The organism is Klebsiella sp. BIGb0407 (assembly GCF_024807845.1).
Taxonomy (GTDB): domain Bacteria; phylum Pseudomonadota; class Gammaproteobacteria; order Enterobacterales; family Enterobacteriaceae; genus JGM124.
Map to the genome: position 1 here is coordinate 45032 of NZ_JANUEQ010000005.1, position 20943 is coordinate 65974.

Annotated in this window: 21 protein-coding genes and 1 pseudogene; 11 read left to right on the plus strand and 11 right to left on the minus strand. The window is 44.9% G+C overall.

All coding sequences use genetic code 11. The annotated features are described in order from the left end of the window. The first annotated feature begins 3 nt into the window (after positions 1 to 3). Positions 4 to 1017 (plus strand): OmpG porin family protein, encoded by a 1014-nt coding sequence (locus tag M2387_RS15480; protein WP_259050669.1) that lies wholly within the window; start codon positions 4 to 6, stop codon positions 1015 to 1017. A gap of 117 nt (positions 1018 to 1134) precedes the next feature. On the opposite strand, the gene M2387_RS15485 is transcribed toward M2387_RS15480, so the two are convergent. After that, the gene (locus tag M2387_RS15485) at positions 1135 to 1920 is read right to left on the minus strand and encodes a DeoR family transcriptional regulator (RefSeq protein WP_259050671.1); all 786 of its coding nucleotides are present in this window, start codon (positions 1918 to 1920) and stop codon (positions 1135 to 1137) included. A 319-nt stretch (positions 1921 to 2239) separates the two neighbouring features. Between M2387_RS15485 and rbsK the strand changes: the two genes are divergently transcribed. From rbsK to M2387_RS15500, 3 genes are all read left to right on the plus strand, one after another. Beyond that, positions 2240 to 3160, plus strand: coding sequence for a ribokinase (rbsK, locus tag M2387_RS15490; RefSeq protein WP_259050673.1), 921 nt, complete (start codon positions 2240 to 2242; stop codon positions 3158 to 3160). 95 nt (positions 3161 to 3255) lie between these two features. Then, the gene (gene fucP / locus M2387_RS15495; RefSeq protein WP_259050675.1) at positions 3256 to 4572 is read left to right on the plus strand and encodes an L-fucose:H+ symporter permease; all 1317 of its coding nucleotides are present in this window, start codon (positions 3256 to 3258) and stop codon (positions 4570 to 4572) included. Positions 4573 to 4583: 11 nt separating this feature from the next. Beyond that, positions 4584 to 5597 carry an aldose 1-epimerase family protein gene (locus M2387_RS15500; protein ID WP_259051143.1) on the plus strand — a complete coding sequence of 338 codons (1014 nt, stop codon included), beginning with the start codon at positions 4584 to 4586 and terminating at the stop codon, positions 5595 to 5597. A 77-nt stretch (positions 5598 to 5674) separates the two neighbouring features. On the opposite strand, the gene yfdV is transcribed toward M2387_RS15500, so the two are convergent. The 4 genes from yfdV to M2387_RS15520 form a co-directional block, all read right to left on the minus strand. Then, positions 5675 to 6625, minus strand: coding sequence for a transporter YfdV (gene yfdV / locus M2387_RS15505; RefSeq protein ID WP_409040076.1), 951 nt, complete (start codon positions 6623 to 6625; stop codon positions 5675 to 5677). A gap of 125 nt (positions 6626 to 6750) precedes the next feature. Next, complete coding sequence (locus tag M2387_RS15510) at positions 6751 to 7887, minus strand: cupin domain-containing protein (RefSeq protein WP_259050683.1); 1137 nt, start codon at positions 7885 to 7887, stop codon at positions 6751 to 6753. 229 nt (positions 7888 to 8116) lie between these two features. After that, the gene (locus tag M2387_RS15515) at positions 8117 to 8524 is read right to left on the minus strand and encodes a DUF2000 domain-containing protein (protein WP_259050684.1); all 408 of its coding nucleotides are present in this window, start codon (positions 8522 to 8524) and stop codon (positions 8117 to 8119) included. A gap of 58 nt (positions 8525 to 8582) precedes the next feature. Beyond that, the gene (locus tag M2387_RS15520) at positions 8583 to 9434 is read right to left on the minus strand and encodes an AraC family transcriptional regulator (protein WP_259050686.1); all 852 of its coding nucleotides are present in this window, start codon (positions 9432 to 9434) and stop codon (positions 8583 to 8585) included. 213 nt (positions 9435 to 9647) lie between these two features. Here M2387_RS15520 and pstS point away from each other — a divergent pair, with 213 nt between their 5' ends. The 5 genes from pstS (at position 9648) to phoU (ending at position 14159) form a co-directional block, all read left to right on the plus strand. Then, positions 9648 to 10688 carry a phosphate ABC transporter substrate-binding protein PstS gene (gene pstS / locus M2387_RS15525; RefSeq protein ID WP_259050688.1) on the plus strand — a complete coding sequence of 347 codons (1041 nt, stop codon included), beginning with the start codon at positions 9648 to 9650 and terminating at the stop codon, positions 10686 to 10688. A gap of 63 nt (positions 10689 to 10751) precedes the next feature. Further along, positions 10752 to 11714, plus strand: a complete 963-nt coding sequence (pstC, locus tag M2387_RS15530; protein ID WP_259050691.1) for a phosphate ABC transporter permease PstC — start codon at positions 10752 to 10754, stop codon at positions 11712 to 11714. Continuing rightward, the gene (gene pstA / locus M2387_RS15535; protein WP_259050693.1) at positions 11711 to 12601 is read left to right on the plus strand and encodes a phosphate ABC transporter permease PstA; all 891 of its coding nucleotides are present in this window, start codon (positions 11711 to 11713) and stop codon (positions 12599 to 12601) included. Before pstC ends, pstA begins: the two co-directional genes overlap by 4 nt. Positions 12602 to 12645: 44 nt before the next feature. After that, positions 12646 to 13419, plus strand: coding sequence for a phosphate ABC transporter ATP-binding protein PstB (pstB, locus tag M2387_RS15540; RefSeq protein ID WP_259050695.1), 774 nt, complete (start codon positions 12646 to 12648; stop codon positions 13417 to 13419). 14 nt (positions 13420 to 13433) lie between these two features. Then, positions 13434 to 14159 (plus strand): phosphate signaling complex protein PhoU, encoded by a 726-nt coding sequence (gene phoU / locus M2387_RS15545; protein WP_259050697.1) that lies wholly within the window; start codon positions 13434 to 13436, stop codon positions 14157 to 14159. Between the two features lie 43 nt (positions 14160 to 14202). Here phoU and yiiM read toward each other — a convergent pair whose 3' ends face one another. Both yiiM and sodA read right to left on the minus strand, forming a co-directional pair. Continuing rightward, positions 14203 to 14880, minus strand: coding sequence for a 6-hydroxyaminopurine reductase (gene yiiM, locus M2387_RS15550; protein WP_259050701.1), 678 nt, complete (start codon positions 14878 to 14880; stop codon positions 14203 to 14205). Between the two features lie 75 nt (positions 14881 to 14955). Continuing rightward, positions 14956 to 15576, minus strand: a complete 621-nt coding sequence (sodA, locus tag M2387_RS15555; protein ID WP_259050703.1) for a superoxide dismutase [Mn] — start codon at positions 15574 to 15576, stop codon at positions 14956 to 14958. A 617-nt stretch (positions 15577 to 16193) separates the two neighbouring features. Here sodA and M2387_RS15560 point away from each other — a divergent pair. Beyond that, entirely contained in the window at positions 16194 to 16433 is a 240-nt protein-coding gene (locus M2387_RS15560; RefSeq protein WP_259050704.1) for a hypothetical protein, read from the plus strand. Between the two features lie 49 nt (positions 16434 to 16482). On the opposite strand, the pseudogene M2387_RS15565 reads toward M2387_RS15560, so the two are convergent. Both M2387_RS15565 and M2387_RS15570 read right to left on the minus strand, forming a co-directional pair. Beyond that, a pseudogene (locus M2387_RS15565) lies at positions 16483 to 17144 on the minus strand (lysostaphin resistance A-like protein). Between the two features lie 85 nt (positions 17145 to 17229). After that, entirely contained in the window at positions 17230 to 17601 is a 372-nt protein-coding gene (locus M2387_RS15570; RefSeq protein ID WP_259050706.1) for a winged helix-turn-helix transcriptional regulator, read from the minus strand. A 104-nt stretch (positions 17602 to 17705) separates the two neighbouring features. Here M2387_RS15570 and M2387_RS15575 point away from each other — a divergent pair, with 104 nt between their 5' ends. Next, positions 17706 to 18245 carry an NAD(P)H-dependent oxidoreductase gene (locus M2387_RS15575; RefSeq protein ID WP_259050708.1) on the plus strand — a complete coding sequence of 180 codons (540 nt, stop codon included), beginning with the start codon at positions 17706 to 17708 and terminating at the stop codon, positions 18243 to 18245. Positions 18246 to 18315: 70 nt separating this feature from the next. Here M2387_RS15575 and kch read toward each other — a convergent pair whose 3' ends face one another. Together kch and M2387_RS15585 are read right to left on the minus strand one after the other, a co-directional pair. Then, the gene (gene kch / locus M2387_RS15580; RefSeq protein WP_259050709.1) at positions 18316 to 19500 is read right to left on the minus strand and encodes a voltage-gated potassium channel protein; all 1185 of its coding nucleotides are present in this window, start codon (positions 19498 to 19500) and stop codon (positions 18316 to 18318) included. A 144-nt stretch (positions 19501 to 19644) separates the two neighbouring features. Then, positions 19645 to 20898, minus strand: a complete 1254-nt coding sequence (locus M2387_RS15585; protein ID WP_259050710.1) for an ammonium transporter — start codon at positions 20896 to 20898, stop codon at positions 19645 to 19647. Positions 20899 to 20943 lie beyond the last annotated feature (45 nt).

Genomic DNA, 20943 nt, shown 5'->3' on the forward strand with positions numbered 1-20943 from the left:
GTTATGAAAAAGTATATTACTTCTGCTTTTATGACTTTATTACTTTCTCCTGGCATGGCAGCAGCGAGTATGAGCATTATTAAAGATAATGCAGGTCATGTGGTTGCGGTCGATCCTTGGTCATATATTGATGAGAGTGTGATGTGGACTTCTGCGCGTTCCTCTAATCCAAATGGGGGTAAGGTGCATGGTGTTTTGAAAGTTAAATATGCGATTAAAGATAATAACTGGCGTCACAGTCATCAGCATGATGGCAGCGATACGTTTACCTTTGTTCAGGGTGTCATGCGTTCTGACGCCTTGCCTGACTGGTATCTGGCCTTCACCAGTGGTCGAAAAACAAATTATGACGGTAGCTGGGAAAGCCAGACGTACATCAGCCAGGATCAATGGACTCAAGTTATCCTCGGGCATGAATCTTTCTATAAGCAATTACGCTATGGCTGGGATGTTATGGGAGGCAGTGTCTCCCTGGACGATCGCTGGCAGGCACGCGCAAAAATATTTGCCGACTTACAGATCACCAAACGTGTATCTATTTTTGGTTATGCTTATCAGCAAACAGACCATAGACGCAGCGGGGGCTCGCAGAATGACAGAGATGTAAACTCATTCCAGTTTGAGCCTGGTGCCCAGTATATTATTAATGATTCAACAGGGGTCTGGTTCAGAAATTTGTTCTCTTCAGGCCGACTCGAACGCGAACAATGGGGGGATATTAAAAATAAGGAGTGGACTACTTCTGCTGGGGTATGGCACAACTGGGGTAAATTATCGACTACGTTTAGTGGTGGGTATGGACATTATAGTAAGTACAACGCCCGTCAAAATATCTCAGAAACATTTCAAAATACGCGTTATAAATTTATAAAACTTTCAGCTAATTATCCTGTTACCCATCGATTTACCCTATCAGGAGAAGTTACCGGTACTGATTTGAAGCAAAGTGGAAATTGGGCTACTAACGGGAAATCACTCTCAACAGAGTATAAAATGATGATAGATTATAATTTCTAACTAAATGAGTTATGCACTTTCTTAGAGCCATTGTGACTTATCATGATGGCTCCTCCAACGCTAAAAAATATATCTCAGGATGCTATTTTCTCTCGCCAGAATAAATTCATTAGCGGGTTAATTCTCTTCCGAATCCGGCGTAATAACCTTCACTGAGCCATTCCGACAATAGGTGAGATAATCTTCTTCCAGCGGGCAGTCGCTGATCAGTACGTCAAATTTTGACAACGGACCCATACTGGCGGGGGCGACTTCGTCAAACAGGGCATGGCGTGCCAGCAGAATTTTACGTAACCCGCGATCCATGGCTTTATGTTTGGTAGCCAGATCGTCGGGGTTAAACCAGCTAACACCGAAGTTTTTATGAACACCGCTGGCGGAGATAAACACTTTGCGTGGGTTAAGTGAGTCTAACGCTGACGGGTTATTCGCATCATAGAAAGCGTCACTTTTGGCGCGGTAGGTTCCGCCGCAGAGAATCGGTGTTGCGTTGGGTTTTTCATTTAGCGCGACAAAGACCCGGTGTGAGTAGCAAATACCAGTAAAGGTAATGTCGTCCGGGATCATACTGATAACCAGCGGCATTTCCGGGCCATTGTCAAAAAAGATCAGATCGTTTTCACTGACCAGCCCAGCGGCAAGAATGGCTATAGGTAAATCATTCTGGTGATGGAGTTTGCGGTTAACATTTGGTGTCTGATTCAGCGGAGCTGGTTTATTGACCATCACAATATAGCCGCCAAGTAACGTCAGCGGTAATGGCTCATCATCCTGGCTGAAATCGCGTCGAATCGTCATTACGGAGACTTCTAGCATCCGGGCTGCTTCTTTGAGATGAATGCGGTCGGTTTTTTTCAGTAGCTCCATCAGACGCCGGATCCGTTCTTTTTTCTTAGTCTCCATTCATCCTTTTCCTCTACGCAATACTGTTTGTTCCTGTTACCAGGGTTACATTTTGTGTTTTTTAGAACATTACTATACTGCGGGATACCAGAAATTAATAGTGCTATCGCTCACGTTATTATTAATATAATTAGTTATATTTCAGTTGATTGTGTTGTTTTCTCTTGGTTTTTATATGTTCTTTTAGTCACTTTTTTGTTAACAACAAAATAACAAAAATGATTCTGAAGTCGCGATCACAGTCACAAATGATACTTTTGAAACATGATAATGTTACTAAAATATCATTTTCGTGTGGCAGTTTTCGAGAGGTAGTAAAATGGATATCGCGGTTATCGGCTCCAACATGGTTGATCTCATTACCTATATCAACCAGATGCCTAAAGAAGGTGAAACGCTGGAAGCGCCAGCATTCAAAATCGGCTGCGGCGGAAAAGGTGCGAATCAGGCCGTTGCTGCTGCAAAGCTTAATTCTAAGGTACTGATGCTGACCAAAGTTGGCGACGATATTTTTGCCGATAACACCATTCGTAATCTGGAGTCCTGGGGTATCAATACTACCTATGTCGAAAAGGTCCCTTGCACCAGCAGCGGTGTGGCACCGATATTCGTTAACGCCAGTTCAAATAATAGTATTTTGATTATTAAAGGTGCGAATAAATTCCTTTCTCCGGAAGATATTGACCGCGCTGCGGAAGATTTGAAAAAATGCCAGCTAATTGTTTTACAGCTTGAAGTTCAGCTGGAAACTGTTTATCACGCAATAGAATTTGGTAAGAAACACGGTATTAAAGTGTTATTAAACCCGGCACCTGCATTACGTGAATTAGATATGAGCTATGCCTGTAAATGTGATTTCTTTGTTCCGAACGAAACTGAACTGGAAATATTAACCGGTATGCCTGTTGATACTTATGAGAATATTTGTGCAGCAGCGCGCTCATTAGTTGATAAAGGGCTGAATAATATTATTGTCACTATGGGTGAAAAAGGGGCTCTCTGGCTGACTCGCGACCAGCAAGTGCATGTTCCTGCATTCAAAGTGAATGCTGTTGATACCAGTGGTGCTGGCGATGCCTTCATTGGTTGTTTTGTACATTATTATGTTCAGGGCGGTGATGTTGAAGCCGCGATGAAAAAAGCCGTACTCTTTGCCGCATTCAGCGTTATGGGTAAAGGCACGCAATCTTCTTATCCGAGTATCGAACAATTTAATGAATATCTCGCATTAAACGAGTAATTAATTGTCCACCCTACATTATATACCCTGAATAATTCAAGTTGCCTTCGGGCAGCTTGATAAAGAATGGGTATAACACTATAAAAGGTAGCACTATGAATAATAAAAAAATCATTCAGATGCCTGATGGCTATCTGAATAATACCCCACTGTTCCAGTTTATTTTGTTATCCTGTTTATTCCCGTTATGGGGATGTGCAGCGGCACTCAATGATATTCTTATTACACAATTTAAAAGTGTATTTGAATTAAGTAACTTTGCCTCTGCTCTGGTACAAAGTGCCTTTTATGGCGGTTATTTTTTAATTGCTATTCCAGCTTCTTTAGTGATTAAGAAAACCAGTTATAAAACGGCGATATTGATTGGCTTAATGCTGTATATCGTCGGTTGTACCCTCTTTTTCCCGGCATCGCATATGGCAACCTATACCATGTTCCTTGCCGCTATTTTTGCGATAGCCATAGGCCTGAGCTTCCTGGAAACAGCCGCCAATACCTATAGCTCGATGATTGGCCCGAAAGCCACTTCCACGTTGCGTCTGAATATCAGCCAGACTTTTTATCCGATTGGCGCAATCGCAGGCATCCTGCTGGGTAAATATCTGGTCTTCTCCGAAGGAGAGAGTCTGGAGAAGCAGATGGCAGGAATGACTGCAGAACAGCTCCACGATTTTAAAGTGCTGATGCTGGAAAATACACTCGAGCCTTATAAGTACATGATCATGGTTTTAGTGGTGGTGATGGTGCTGTTCCTGCTGGTCCGCTTCCCGGCCTGTAAAGTTGAGCAGACTGTGACCCACAAACGCCCATCCGCTATGGATACTCTGCGCTACCTGGCAAGCAACTCTCGTTTCCGTCGTGGAGTCATCGCTCAGTTCTTATATGTGGGTATGCAGGTTGCTGTCTGGTCATTCACCATTCGCCTGGCGCTGGAATTAGGTGATATTAACGAACGCGATGCCTCTAACTTTATGGTGTATAGCTTTGCTTGCTTCTTTATTGGTAAGTTTATCGCCAACATTTTGATGACGCGCTTTAATGCCGAAAAAGTTCTGATTGCCTACTCGGTTATCGGTGCCATATTCCTTGCGTATGTTGCCCTGGTTCCTAACTTTAGTGTGGTGTATGTCGCAGTCCTGGTCAGTGTATTGTTCGGACCTTGCTGGGCAACGATTTATGCGGGTACGCTGAATACCGTAGATAATGAACATACTGAGATGGCGGGTGCAGTGATTGTGATGGCCATCGTCGGTGCAGCGGTTGTGCCTGTAGTTCAGGGCTATATCGCAGATATGTTCCACTCACTGCAGCTTTCATTCCTGGTCTCAATGCTATGCTTTGTCTTTGTCGGCATTTACTTCTGGCGTGAAAGTAAAGTCAGCCAGACGCTGGTTGAAGCGACAGAATCCTAAGGAGAATAATGATGACGACGCGTATTCCTCTTTGGCGGGCTGGTTTTAGTGAATACCCCCGCATCTTGCTGGAAAATGAAGACTTTAAGGTCACTGCATTTTGTTATGCCAGTGGTGTTGAGGCGGTCAGGATACAAAATAGCCGCGGTGAATTAGTGATTCTGCCCTGGATGGGGCAGATGATCTGGGATGCGAAGTTTGACGGTCACGATCTGACAATGCGTAATATGTTTAAACAGCCAAAGCCGACCTCGGAAGTAGTAGGAACCTATGGCTGCTTCGCATTCCACTCCGGTCTGTTAGCCAACGGCTGCCCGTCCCCGGAAGATACCCATCCTCTGCATGGTGAAATGGCTTGCGCGACAATGGATGAAGCCTGGCTTACACTTGATGGCGATGTGTTGAGTATCGGTGGAAGCTATGAATATGTGATGGGATTCGGGCATCACTATCAGGCATCTCCTGAGGTGGTGATGCATAAAGCCAGTAGCCTGTTTGATATTCAGATGACGGTGAAGAATCTGGCATCCGTTGTCATGCCGCTACAGTATATGTGCCATATGAATTACGCTTATGTAGCCGATGCGACTTTCAAGCAGAACATTCCTGACGAGGCGCTGAAACTCCGTGAGTCAATTCCGGCCCACGTGAAGCCGACGGAGCAGTGGCTGGCATTTAATCAGCGAATTCTACAGGGAGAAGCTCACGCAGATACCTTGAATCAGCCTGAGTTTTACGACCCGGAGATAGTCTTTTTTGCTGACAAGCTAGATACCTGGACCGATAAGCCAGAGTTCAGTATGGTTGCGCCCGATGGCACGACCTTTGTTACTCGATTCTCGAGTGAAGAACTGAACTATGTAACGCGCTGGATCCTCTATAACGGCGACCAGCAAGTCGCGGCCTTTGCCTTGCCTGCCACTTGTCGCCCGGAAGGATATCTTGCTGCAGAACGTAACGGTACTTTGCTCGAGCTAGAACCTCAGCAAACACGGACCTTTAGGGTGACGACGGGTATTGCCTGATTTCTTATCTTTAGCGTTTAAGAGACCGCAATTTTAGATTGCGGTCTCTTCTGGTTTATTTAGTTATGGCAAAAAATTTAAGTGCTGATAACTCTCGCCAGATAAACCCATATCGGTGCAGCAATAATAAAACCGATCACCGAAACGGCTAAGGATGAAGTACCGGTTCGAGTATAAACCTGGTAACTACTTGAGATGATAATGCCTGAGAATGCCGGAGGTAAGGCTACGCTCAGGACCAACATTTGCAGGATATGTGAGTCGAGACCACATGCCCACCCGGCAAGAAGAAATATGCCAGGCATCAGGATCAGTTTGAAGAAGGTATTGTAGGCAACCTCAGCATCCAGCTCTATCTTATAGGCTGACAAGGTTAAGCCTGCGGCAAAAACGGCAACGCTTGAGTTTGCTTTTGCCAGTAATACAAAAGTCGGGTCAACCTCAGGGGGGACTTTTATACCGATCAAAACTAAAATAACCGCAAGGACAGGCGCCCAGACTACAGGCTCTTTGATAACGGAAAGGAGTGTGCTGCTAGTCGATGCGGCATCCGGGGATTTTGTTTTATTACCCGCATTCAGTAAATATAACCCTATTGGAATAGTAATCGCGTTAACCACGATGGCGACGATAGCGATAACTAAACCGGTTTCAACTCCGGTGCCATAAAGTGGGTCCAGGATAGCGAAACCTAAAAAGCCTATTGTTGGTGAACCGGCAATCAGGGCACAAACAGCTGCCTCTGCTTTGGTTCTTTTAAAAAACCACTGAAGGGTAAAATAGGAAACCATAAATAATCCTACTAACCCGACAAAACTGATGACTCCCAGAGTCGCGTTCTGGGCTAACATTTCACGATCTGCGCGCACAATTGAGATAAATAACGCGGCAGGTAAGGCAAAATTTAAAACCAGTTTATTGAATATTCTCGCCTGATCCGACTTAAATTCATTGGTTCTTCCAGAAATATAACCAATTAACATAATAACAATTATTGGAATAAGATCTGAGACGAGCATCTTTGAGATGAATTGTTCCATTCGTGAATCCTTTATCTATGGACACATAGAAGTCGCGTGAATTCATGATAATAAAAGTAAGATTTGCTGAGTTAGTTATCGCCACCAGAGGTGGCGATATAGAGAGATAATAATTATTTTACGACCGGACAGCGTGCTGCACGTAACGAATTCATCAATCTGTCATCAACATCAAGATGTCCCTGAACTAATGCTGGTGGCGTTAATGCCAGCCATTGGTTCAATGAAATATCACGGTAGTCAGCGCGATTGAAAACATTCAGGACATGAACCGTTTCGGTTCCGGTATTTTCGATATAGTGAGCAAGGTTTTTAGGGACATAGCCCACATCACCGGCGGTATAATCGAAGGTTCTGGCGTTAGCCACTGAGTTGAATACCGTCATACGGGCTTGCCCGGTGAGGTAATACTGAATTTCATCAGCATCAGGGTGCCAGTGAATCTCACGCATGCCGCCTGGCTTAATTTCAATCATCAGCATGGCCATACTGGTGACATCAAAGTTTTTTACATCAATAACTTTAGTTGCTCCGCCTGGCCATTGGGTTGCCGGGATATCTTTACCGCGGAAAACGTATTTCCCGGTCATTGACGCGGCACCCAGTTCTTTTCTTACTTGTTCGATATCTTGAGGAACAGGCTGTCTGAAAATATACTTTTCTTTTGCTGGGATATTGTCAAAGGCACTTTCAGGTACACCAAAGTTTTTCGCTAACACTTCTTTCGGTGTATGGGCGAATAACTCAGTTACCAGTAATGTTTCGTTCTCAGAGAAATTACCGTCATTGAAAATCAGAACAAATTCAGTACCTTCGTCTAACCCCTGAATAGCATGAGGGAAACCTGCGGGAGCAAACCAGAGATCCCCGACTTCTAAATCTTCCACCAGCGTATTACGTTGGTCATCAACCAGATAAAAACGGACACGTCCCTGGGTAACATAAGCCCATTCAGCTTCTTTGTGCCAGTGTAGTTCACGTACTACACCCGGCCCCAGGCGCATATTCACAATTGCCAGCTCTTCGAGTGCAGGACATTCACGAACCGTAACCTCACGAGCCCAGCCGCCATCTTCTAAACGGTTATGCGCCATTGAGAAAGGAAATTTCAGATTAGGCATGCCGCCATTATCTGTTGCTGGCGGGAGGAGAATATTAGGGTTCATTTTATCCAGGGCAATATTACGTGGGCCCGGATCGTCAGCGCCGTGAGAACCACGGATAGGTTGTGGTGCAGAGGTGTCAGTCATATCAATACTCCATAGGAAAAGTAAGAAAATAACAACACCCTCACTCTAGCAGAGAAATTTAATAAGATTCTTTATTTTTCTTTAATTGTGCACTGATCCACTTAGTGACAAGCTCTATTTCTTATTACAGCTCTCTATTTTTTTTGTGAGTTATATTCTATTCTTTTATCTTATATGTTCTATCCCAATCAAAAATGATGCTACAGACTCAAGATCTGTAGCATATCTCTTATTTATGTAGCGCTAATCCCTTCAGGACTTTATCGACATCTTTTTTAGGTCCCTGAATCGCAATGCCTACAAAATCCATATTTTCAGCATTCTCAGCCATAAAGACTTCACGGTTAGCTTCATCGTGTCCGGTAGAAAACATGGCATAGATATAAGGAATAACACATAGCTCTCGTTCCAGCCCTTTACGGTGTACTTTCTGTAACTCGTCCCGGCTTGCTTCAAAAACCAGCATCGGCTGACCAGAAATAGCACCATACTGGCGATTCAGAGCATCAACATAGGGCTGCCCGATAATTTCCGGGACTGAAGATACAATCCCTGTAGCCAGAAAGGCGACGACATTTAAACGCTGCCAGGTGGCTAAATCATTACGCACGATAAAGGCTATTTTGGTATCAAACATGATGGGATATCTCTGGTTATGTCCGTTAAGACCGACATCATCAGAAATTACCGGTATCTCAGTCTAGAATGTTTGTGCACCGTCGCTGATAGGCCGCCGGACTTAATCTGTATGCGCGCTGGAACCAGCGTCCCATATGGCTTTGATCGGAAAAGCCTACCCGATCGGCGACCAGTACAGGTTCGATACCTTTTGCCAGTAATACCCGTGCAGTACGGAGTCTGAGACGGACCAGATAAGCATGGGGTGATAGCCCGTAATGTTTTTTAAACTGACGGCTTAACCTAAAACGATCAATGCCTAACTGATGAGACAGTTCATCCAGCCCCATATCGGAAGCGATATTCTCATGTAAATAGTCTCTTAGCTTTTCTATCTGGCGTGGTGAATTGCTTAAAAGCGACTGTGGTTTTTGAATAATATGGCGGGACAGCAGAGTCATCAGGTTATCTAACCCCTGGTCTCGTGCCAGTCGTCCTTCTTGCTGATGAATAGCGCAAAATGCCTGCTGAATAGCTGAGATTAACAGCGGATCATCAGTCAGAGTATTGCTGAAAGCGGACTCTATTCTGGAGATATCGCCTAAACCACGGCGCTGCATCATGGTTGATACCCAGTCCTGGGGCAGATACAACATCATATAGGTGAAGCCATTATCATCAATCGCATGACCGTCATGTACTGCACCGGGTTCAATCAGTATGGCCCTGCCTGGGGTACTGGTGTGTAAAAAACGATGGCAATTAAAGCGCTGCAGACCTTGCACTGTGACACCAACCAGCAACTCATCATGGTCATGTGCATCGTAAGCATGGCCCCTAAAATGGGCGTTAATACTTTCAATGCCGGTTTCATCATTACGTCGCAGATCCAGCCAGTCCTGGTTCAGCGGATCTTTTTGTGACGTCATTTCAAAATATCCTGATTCATTAACTCATTAATTTATTGGATTAAATTATTTTATAATCCATTTGTTTACTGTGGATATGCGGTTGATTGTTACTTTTCTATTTCCGAGTCATAAAACTGTCATAAAACGTACATATAGTTGTCACTAAATTGTCCTACTTTCTACCCTGTATTCAACTTAACAATATCTTACGAACATCTGGCAGGAGACATTATGAACGTTATCCGTACTACTGTCGCAACGGTTGTTACCGCGGCGCTGGCCATGAGCTCTACCGCAGCATTTGCCGCTGCAAGCCTGACCGGTGCAGGTGCAACATTCCCTGCGCCAGTGTATGCCAAATGGGCTGACACTTACCAAAAATCGACTGGTAATAAAGTAAACTACCAGGGTATCGGTTCTTCTGGTGGCGTGAAGCAAATTCTTGCTCATACCGTTGATTTTGGTGCTTCTGATGCGCCACTGTCAGATGAGAAATTAAAAGAAGATGGCCTGTTCCAGTTCCCTACCGTTATCGGTGGAGTGGTGATGGCTGTTAACTTACCGGGTCTGAAATCAGGTGAGTTAGTTCTGGACGGTAAAACTCTGGGTGACATCTATCTTGGTAATATCAAGAAGTGGAACGACCCGGCAATTGCTAAGTTAAACCCGGGTTACAAGTTACCTGAGCAGGATATTGCGGTTGTTCGTCGTGCTGACGGCTCCGGTACTTCATATGTTTTCACCAGCTACCTGGCGAAAGTAAACCCTGAGTGGAAAGAAAAGATTGGTGCAGGTTCAACAGTAAACTGGCCGACAGGTCTGGGTGGCAAGGGTAACGACGGCATCGCCGCTTTCGTACAACGTCTGCCTGGTTCAATTGGTTATGTTGAGTATGCTTACGCTAAGCAAAATAATCTCGCTTATACCAAACTGGTTTCTGCTGATGGTTCAGCAATCAGACCAACAGAAGAAAACTTTGCTAATGCAGCTAAAGGCGCTGACTGGAGCAAAACTTTTGCCCAGGACCTGACGAATCAGAAAGGTGCAGATGCATGGCCAATCACCTCTACTACCTTCATTCTGATTCACAAAGAGCAGAAGAAGCCAGAGCAGGGTGCTGAAGTACTGAAATTCTTTGACTGGGCTTACAAAGACGGTGCTAAAGAAGCGAATGCTCTTGACTACGCAACTCTCCCGGAGTCAGTGGTTGAGCAAATTCGTGCAGCATGGAAAACAAACATCAAAGACAGCTCTGGTAAAGCGCTGTACTGATTGTAAAAATCCGGGATAACTGTATGTTATCCCGGTTAATTCAGCCACGATAAAGAGTACGCTATGGCAGTGACCAAGCCGACATTCAAAGCGCCTGGTAAACAGGGCGACATCATCTTCAGTGCACTGGTAAAACTGTCTGCGCTGATTGTGCTATTTCTGCTGGGCGGGATTATTATCTCCCTGATAATTTCCTCATGGCCAAGCATTCAAAAATTTGGTTTTTCTTTCCTGTGGACCAAAGAGTGGGATGCACCTAACAATATTTATGGCGCTCTGGTTCCTATCTACGGAACACTGGTTACCTCATTTATTGCCCTGCTGATTGCCGTACCTGTGAGTTTTGGTATTGCTTTGTTCCTGACGGAACTGGCACCAAACTGGCTAAGACGTCCGCTGGGTATCGCAATTGAACTCCTGGCTGCTATTCCCAGTATCGTTTACGGTATGTGGGGTTTATTTATTTTTGCGCCACTGTTTGCGACTTATTTCCAGATCCCTGTTGGTAATGTGATGTCATCGATTCCTATTGTCGGTGAACTGTTCTCAGGTCCTGCATTCGGTATCGGTATTCTCGCCGCTGGCGTTATTCTCGCGATTATGATTATTCCGTACATTGCCTCTGTGATGCGCGATGTATTTGAACAGACTCCAGTAATGATGAAAGAGTCAGCCTACGGAATCGGCTGTACTACCTGGGAAGTTATCTGGCGTATCGTTTTACCGTTCACCAAAAACGGTGTTATTGGTGGCGTCATGCTGGGGCTGGGGCGTGCTTTGGGTGAGACCATGGCAGTTACCTTTGTTATCGGTAATACCTACCAGTTGGACAGTCTCTCACTGTATATGCCGGGCAACAGTATCACCTCTGCCCTTGCTAATGAGTTTGCTGAAGCCGAATCGGGCTTACATACCGCAGCACTGATGGAACTGGGTCTGATTCTGTTTGTTATTACCTTTATTGTGTTAGCCATCTCGAAATTCATGATTATGCGTCTGGCTAAAAGTGAAGGAGCTCGCTCATGAGTAAGACTGATGCACAAAGTATTGCCCTGCTGATCGAGAGCCGCCGTAAAATGCAGGCCAGGCGCAGTCTTTTCAATAAAATAGCCTTAATGCTGTCTATGGCAACCATGGCTTTTGGTCTGTTCTGGTTAGTCTGGATCCTTTTCTCTACCGTTACCCGCGGTATTGATGGCATGTCACTGGCACTGTTTACCGAAATGACACCACCACCGAACACTCCTGGTGGCGGTCTGGCTAATGCCATTGTCGGTAGTGGCTTATTAATATTATGGGCGACAGTAATCGGGACCCCATTAGGGATTATGGCGGGTATTTACCTGGCCGAATATGGCCGTAAGTCCATGCTGGCTGAAGTGATTCGTTTTATTAACGACATCTTACTTTCAGCGCCCTCTATTGTTGTTGGCTTGTTTGTCTACACCGTAGTGGTGCTAAAAATGGGGCATTTCTCTGGCTGGGCCGGGGTCATAGCGCTGGCATTACTGCAAGTTCCGATTGTTATTCGTACCACAGAAAACATGATGAAGCTGGTCCCGGATAGCCTGCGAGAAGCAGCCTATGCACTGGGAACCCCGAAATGGAAAATGATCTCGGCGATTACCCTTAAAGCCTCGGTGTCAGGAATTGTCACCGGTGTTTTATTAGCGATAGCGCGTATCGCAGGTGAAACGGCACCTCTGCTGTTTACCTCGCTCTCCAATCAGTTCTGGAGCACGGATATGATGCAGCCTATTGCTAACCTGCCGGTGACGATTTTCAAATTTGCTATGAGCCCGTTTGCCGAATGGCAGCAACTGGCCTGGGCAGGGGTACTGATTATTACCTTCTGTGTGTTGTTGCTAAATATTCTGGCACGTGTGATTTTCGCGCAGCGTAAACACGGTTAATTTTACGGCGCGTCTATCGGTGCCGCACGGAGATGAAGAGACAAATGAGTAAGATTGATTTAGAGAAGAGCAAAATTCAGGTCCGCGATTTGAACTTCTATTATGGAAAGTTCCACGCTCTGAAAAACATCAATCTGGATATCGCCAAGAATCAGGTTACGGCCTTTATCGGGCCATCTGGTTGTGGTAAATCCACCCTGTTACGCACCTTTAATAAGATGTATTCCCTTTATCCGGAACAGCGTGCTGAAGGGGAGATTTTACTGGATAGCGAAAATATTCTGACACAGAAACAGGATATTGCCCTGTTGCGTGCCAAAGTGGGTATGGTCTTCCAGAAACCGACCCCCTTCCCGATGTCTATCTATGACAACATCGCGTTTGGTGTCCGTTTATTCGAAAAACTGTCACGCACCGATATGGATGAGCGTGTGCAGTGGGCCCTGACCAAAGCGGCGCTGTGGAATGAAACTAAGGATAAGTTACATCAGAGTGGTTATGGCCTGTCTGGTGGCCAGCAGCAGCGTCTGTGTATTGCGCGTGGCGTAGCGATTCGCCCGGAAGTTTTGCTTCTCGATGAACCTTGTTCAGCGCTTGACCCTATTTCTACCGGGCGCATTGAAGAGCTGATAACCGAGCTGAAGCAGGACTATACTGTAGTGATAGTAACCCACAACATGCAGCAAGCGGCCCGTTGTTCAGACCACACTGCATTTATGTATCTTGGCGAGCTGATTGAATTCAGTAAAACAGACACTCTGTTTACTACGCCTGCCAAGAAACAAACCGAAGATTATATTACTGGCCGCTATGGTTGATGCTGGAGAGTGCAATGGATAACCTCAATCTGAATAAACATATTTCCGGCCAGTTTAACGCCGAGTTGGAATATATTCGCACCCAGGTAATGACAATGGGAGGGCTGGTTGAACAACAGCTTTCTGATGCCATTACTGCGATGCACAATCAAGACCGTGAACTGGCCCAGCGTGTTATCGAGGGGGACCATAAGGTCAATATGATGGAAGTAAGCATTGATGAAGCCTGTGTGCGCATCATTGCGAAACGCCAGCCAACAGCCAGTGATTTACGTCTGGTGATGGCCATCATTAAAACCATTGCTGAACTTGAACGTATTGGTGATGTGGCGGATAAAATCTGTCGCACGGCGCTGGAGAAGTTCTCCCGGCAGCATCAGCCACTGCTGGTGAGTCTGGAATCTCTGGGTCGCCATACGGTACAAATGTTACATGACGTACTTGATGCTTTCGCCCGTATGGATATGGATGAAGCGGTACGTATTTATCGCGAAGATAAGAAAGTGGATCAGGAGTATGAGGGCATTGTGCGTCAGCTGATGACTTATATGATGGAAGATCCGCGAACTATTCCAAGCGTTCTGACCGCGCTGTTCTGTGCTCGTTCTATCGAGCGTATTGGCGACAGGTGCCAGAATATTTGTGAATATATTTTCTACTTCGTGAAGGGGCAGGATTTCCGCCATGTTGACGGTGACGAGTTAGATAAGTTACTGGCTAAAACATATCCTAAAGAATAAAACGACCATGACGGCGGGAATCTGTTTCCCGCCATCTCCCCGCTTACTTTCCCCATAAACGTCGCGAATTATCTTCTATTTTTCCTGAAATTCGGCGCTTCTGCATGGTACGAGCCCAGCTGACTGATAAACCTGGTGCAGACAATAAGCGGTGATACTGTGAGTCATCAAATGGCATCGCCCAAGCGATAGCAATAGCTTCTGCCACCGTAATATCGCTGACGCGCGAGACTAATTCAAACGGCGAATCGCTGGAAACCATACCCTCGGCAATAACCCGATATAGCCAGCCACAGTAGCCGGAACTCTGCATACGCTCAGACATATCAGGGATACCAAAGTGAAAATTGAGTTTATAGCAGGGAGAGCGTGGCTGAGTGATTTGAATGAGTGCGTCACCCCAGCGAAAGATATCTCCCATATAAACGTTCTGTTCTGTAAGTCCTTCGGTCGAGATATTTTCACCGAATGCCGGGGCATCAAAGCAGTCCGCCTGCTCGGGGAAGTATTGCGCCCAGTAACGGTAGTGTTCTCGTGGGTAGTGGCAGAGCGCTCTGTCCGGGCCGCCATGAACTACTTTCTCGGCTTGTTCATCACCGGTGAGGCCAAGTGGAGTGAGTAAAATGCCCCCTTCTTGTTGTACTTTAGCAATCGCGCTGGACTTGCTCCCGTTGTAATCACGAACTTTGCCAGCATAAACCTGAAGCGAATAGTGGTGCATAAACGAACTCTCTGGTTTTGCAGATATAAAAAAAGCGAGCCATCAGGCTCGCTTTTCTAAGGCGATAACGCAACCTTATTTTTTAGCGGCGAAACGTGCTGCTGCTTCGTCCCAGTTAACCACGTTCCAGTACTCTTTAGCGTAGTCCGGGCGACGGTTTTGGAATTTCAGGTAGTAAGCGTGTTCCCAGACATCCAGACCGATGATTGGGAAGCCTGATACGCCAGAGATAGCTTCACCCATCAATGGGCTGTCCTGGTTAGCAGTAGAAACTACAGCCAGTTTGTCACCTTTCAGAACCAGCCAAGCCCAGCCAGAACCGAAACGGGTTGCTGCAGCTTTTTCGAATTCAGCTTTGAAAGCATCAACGCTACCGAAATCACGCTCGATGGCGGCTTTCAGTTCACCTGAAAGCTCGGTGCCTTTTTTCAGGCCTTTCCAGAAGAAGCTGTGGTTTACGTGGCCGCCAGCGTTATTACGCAGAGGACCTTTTTTGTCAGCAGGAAGTTGATCCAGTTTGGTGATCAGCTCTTCTGCAGACAGGCTGGCGAACTCTGGCAGAGACTCCAGGGCAGCATTCGCGTTGTTAACATAAGCCTGATGGTGTTTGCTGTGGTGGATTTCCATCGTTTCTTTATCGAAATGTGGTTCCAGTGCATCGTAAGCGTAAGGCAGGGATGGCAGGGTATAGCTCATTTCATCGTCTCCGTTAACGTTGGGCGGCGGTCAAGCTGTAGCGCCGCGTAATCACTCAGTTCATTATAGTTAATTAAACAGCCTTGAAAATGATTATCAATGCCGTATTAAAAATAAGGCTATATCTGTTAATCATAACCAGGATGCTTATTGGTATAAAGAATGCCACAAAAGCTCTCGGGCTGCATCATTCCTGCTCAGAAGTGCTCTGAGCAGGAATCCCTGAATCGTTTAACATTCGATTTTGAGAGTTATCTGATAATCTCAATAAAGTCATCTATACATATTAGATGTTAGTTATTTCAGGTAGTTTACAAACGATTATTATTTTTAATAGTCCGTCATACTTTAAATTGTTTGAGTATTACTGACATTAAGATAACCGAGTGGTTTATTTATAACAATGTATCAATTTCATTTCTTGCTTGATAACCTATTGAATTGCATGAAGTATGTTTTTGGGTTTTAATTATTTGGAGAAATATAATACATTGGATTGTAATTTGTAATTTAACGCAATTAAAACCTGATATTGTTCACGGGTACCTTTACGAAAGAATTGATTCTTTTATTATACGTATTATTTACCTCAAAAAATGAAATTCAAAGGAGTGAGTATGAAAGTTATTAGTGATGATCTCTTGGACGTCGTTTCTGGTGCCGGCAGTGAGGGTGGAAATACGGGAGGTGGATTCTCCTTCGGCTCAGTGATTGGCGGTGCTATTGGTAATGCCATTAATAGCCAGACAGGCGGGTCAATTGGATCCGCCGTTGGGGGTGGGCTCGGTGCACTCCTCGAGGGGCTAATTACAGCCTTCGTTTATAATCCTGCTGGTACAGTAACGAATAACCGTTGATAGAATGTCGGCTACCCGGTTTATTGAATATACTGGGTAGTCTTTTTTATCAAAAAAAGAAAATAAATGAATATTGAACCCCGATGATGATGGCATTCATCATCATATGTAAAACAACAGGCATGAGTATTCCATTGGACTTAACTCTTGCGAAGATAAGAACCAGCGAAATCAAAAAAAGGATGAGTACTGAGTATGAAGTATCGAAAATAATAACGATACGGGGATAGCTGCTAAATAAACATTTTCATTAAACCAGTATTTAAAGGTGTTAAACAGACATCCACGAAAGACTATTTCTTCATATGCGGGAACGATGAATATCAACAGGATACTACTCAGCCAGAAAGAGTAGCTCTCTAATGTTACCTGAGTTACAACCCACTCTTCAGTCTTTTTTATCCCCAGCAACCCTGGAGCAAGAAACTGCAAAAGCAGGATAATTGCTAATAGCGGAAAGAAAACTTTTACATTAAAAGTGCCTTTTCCCAGCCCGGGACGTTTTATGAAAAACAAAAAATACAATGGAATCAGAATGATAAGCTCAGTTACATACAAGGCAGGTAGTAGCATGTCATGAGTTATAAGATTATTGTCTTTAAATAACAGAGGCGTAAATGTTATGGCGACCATTAATAAAAACATCGAAAAGCATCCGGAAGCTAATTTTGTTTTTTCTATATACTCATTACTGTATGTTTTTGGGGACATATGTATACCCTCTTTAAATTATTTTAGGTATAGCACCCCTCTGATAAACCCGGTTATCAAATAACGCTTGCAGCTATAAATCTGATTATCCGGTGCTCTCTACTGGCTTAATCAGCGGGCGATTCTCCTCACCCCAACGACACATCATATCGATAACCGGGATCAGCGATTTACCGCGCTCAGACAGGCTGTATTCCACTTTAGGTGGGATTTGCGGATACTCTTTGCGGATGACCAGGTCGTCTTTCTCCATTTCTTTTAAGGTCAGGCTCAGGGTTTTATAGGAGATAGTGCCGATACAGCGCTGTAGCTCATTAAACCTGAGCACCGGCTTATACTCTGTCAGCCAGTAGAGAATAATCATTTTATACTTCCCGCTTACCACTGACAGGGTGTAACCGTAGCCCGTCTCTTCCATGTTAATACCGGTAGGAGAACAGAGGTCTTTTGTGGTCATGGGTACTTTCCTCAGGGTTAGTATGTGTCATCGGTGTGCGTATTTTCTCTTTTGAAAGTATAACCTATGATGCAGCAACAGCCCCCAGATAAGGAAAATTTACTATGAAAACACTGGTCATCGTTGCCCATCCGGATATGAAAAATTCGGTGATTAATCAGAACTGGGTCAAGGCGTTACGGGCCGATCCAGAGTTGTATACCGTTCATGAATTGTATGCTGCCTACCCGGACGGGAAGATAGATGTGGCTTACGAGCAGAAGTTACTGGAAGCGCATGACAATATTATCCTGCAGTTCCCGATATACTGGTTCAGTAGCCCGCCATTGCTGAAGCAATGGCAGGATGATGTCCTGACTTATGGCTGGGCATATGGTTCTAAGAGTGGTTACAAAATGAAAGGCAAGAATGTGGCGCTGGCAGTCAGCGCGGGTATTCGTCTTGAAGATTTTGCTGAACAGGGACGCTATAAATACTCTCTGGAAGAAGTGCTCAGACCCTTTGAGATGACCTTTAATTATATAAATTCGAACTATTTGCCACACTTTGGTTTTTATGGGACCGAGCTGGCAGGTGAAATTGCGCCGGAAGTACTGGCACAAAGCGCTGAGGATTATCGCAATTTTATAGCCAGTTTAGTCTGATTAAATGGCGATTAACGTATCAGATATTATGCACTCATCGGATACGTTAACCTGTTATCAAAAAATGAATTTATGACTGTTTATCATCATGGCCAAAGAATAACTGCGTCACCAGTTCGTTATTAATGGTTTCGCCGTCCAGCGTTCTGACCAGCAGTTCACTGCCTAATAAGGGCAGGGAGAACACCATATCCGGGTTTACGCGTTTCATTTTTTTGATATTTTGCGTGTCGTTAACCAGCGCCAAGGTTTTGGTATCCTCACCCGCGACTTCTTTCGCTGCCAGAATCACAAAAGCATTGTCGGCATCATTGGTGGATAAGGCAATAACGCTTTTTGCCTTATCAGCCCCGGCAAGCTTCAACGTTGCGGTTGCCGATGGGTCTCCCTCAACGATATCTGTTTTAGCGGGGTAGTTATGGGGCGTGCCAGGATTACATACCACAGTGACATCATCACCACGCGCACGCAGTGAATTATAGACAGTGACGGATAAAGGATTCGCACCAACGACAATATAGTGATTTTTTCTGTCCATGTTATAAACCCTGCCTTTAACTATACGCTTAACGTTATTACTGATCATCGGGCCAGCAATAGAAGAGATTGATGCGGCAAAAACAGTGATACCTGAGACAATCACCGTCAATGTGAACATCCGTGCTTCGGTACTATGCGGAATAATATCGCCAAAACCGACGGTCGACATACAGACGATTGCAAAATAAAAAGCGGTCTGTAGGTCGGTAACATGAGGAGTAAACTGATCGCCCAGGTAGAGCGTTCCCAGCATGCTATAGACGATAAGCCAGGAGATACTGATGATGGCGAAGTAGGTACCGCTGGCAAGGCTGTGGTAATAAAACTGACGCCAGTAATAAATCATCGCTATCAGTACAGCCGAGGAATAGGCTATTTTGTTGTTATTTTCATGAATAATGAAAATATCCAGGATAATAATAGTAAGTAGTAAAATTACCGTGAAAAACCAGGCAACCCTATTCCTGGTTGGCAGTAGCACTGCCATAAATATCATAAACAGACCAATAGAAAGATGCGGGATCTCAAAATAGTTAAGAAAACTAAGGGTATCTTTCCAGGAGGTAAAGTCACTTTTGAGGCTGGGTAAGTGGTTTATTATATTGGAGACAACAGGAATCAGAAAAAAACCACCATTAATGGCCACTAAAACAGCCAGGCACAAAGGAATGGTTATCTTTGATCTGATTATTTTTATTGCGGTAAGTGGCGTCATAACACCTTCTTTAAAAAGATGACTGATCTACATAATAGTACAAAAAAATTAAAACCCCTACGGGAGAGTGCTGATGGAAAAAATGATGGTTTTTATTGTTACCGGAGAGAGAATTCACGCTCTCCGGTAACAATTAACACTTAATTATTTTTCGTCGGTGTAGGCTCGTTCGCCAAACATACCGGAGTCCAAGTCTTCACCCATTTTACTTTGGTCAACTTTAACAGGGGTAAACTTATTGATAACCCACAGAATTAGCAGGGTAAAGATAAATGACCAGGCAGAGGTAAAGACGACTGCGACAACCTGTTTAAAGATCTGAGTGAAGCCGCCGCCTGACAGTAAACCTTCAGGACCAGCAGGGTTCCAGAGCGTTGAACAGAAGATACCGACTAAAATTGAACCGGTAATACCACCAACACCGTGAACACCAAAGACATCCAGGGCATCATCAAGATGTTTTCTTACCAGCAGAACCGCGCAGTAACAAACACATGCCGCGATTATCCCTATAAGAGCCGCTGACTGAACAGAAACATAACCCGAAGCCGGGGTAATAGTCGCAAGGCCGGCAACTGAACCTGTCAGGAAGCCGACCAGTTTTGGACGACCGGTATGGAATTTTTCAATGATAAGCCAGACTACACCGGCAAAGGCTGCCGCGGTGTGGGTGGTGACAAAGGCTGAAACGGTAACGGCGTTTACACGAAGTTCGGAGCCGGCGTTGAAACCAAACCAGCCGAACCACAGCAGGCCAGCACCCAGTGCAATATAAGGAATATTGTGTGAGCCATCTGATTTGACCATACGTTTACCGACGTACAGGGCTGAAGCTAATGCAGCAAAACCTGCGGTCGCATGAACGACAATACCACCAGCAAAGTCAACAACACCCCATTTATAGAAGATGCCGTCCGGACTCCAGACCATATGAACAAACGGACAGTAAACCAGCAGAGTCCAGAGCGTCAGGAAAATCAGATAGGCTGAGAAGTTAACGCGGTTAGCAAAGGCCCCAGTAATCAATGCTGGGGTAATAATGGCAAACATCATTTGATAGATAAAATGTACCAGCAGCGGAATACCTCCGCTATTGCCGGTATACATAGTATTCGGCTGGATATTATCTAAGAATGCGTAATAGAAGGGGTCGCCGAAGATACCATTGACTGTCGGGCCAAATGAGAGCGAGTAACCGACGGCAAACCACAGAATGGCGACCCATCCCATTGAGCAAAAACTCTGAAACATTATGTTCAGAATACTTTTGCGTGGAACCAGACCCCCATAGAAAAATGCGAGCCCCGGTGTCATCAGCATAACAAGACTTGCGCAAATCAGCATAAATGCTGTATTTGGAATGTCTAAAGATTGAAGAAGAAGAAGTTTGTTTTCCATATGTTTTTAGCCTGGTTTTGCTTGTTATCATACATTATGAGTAAC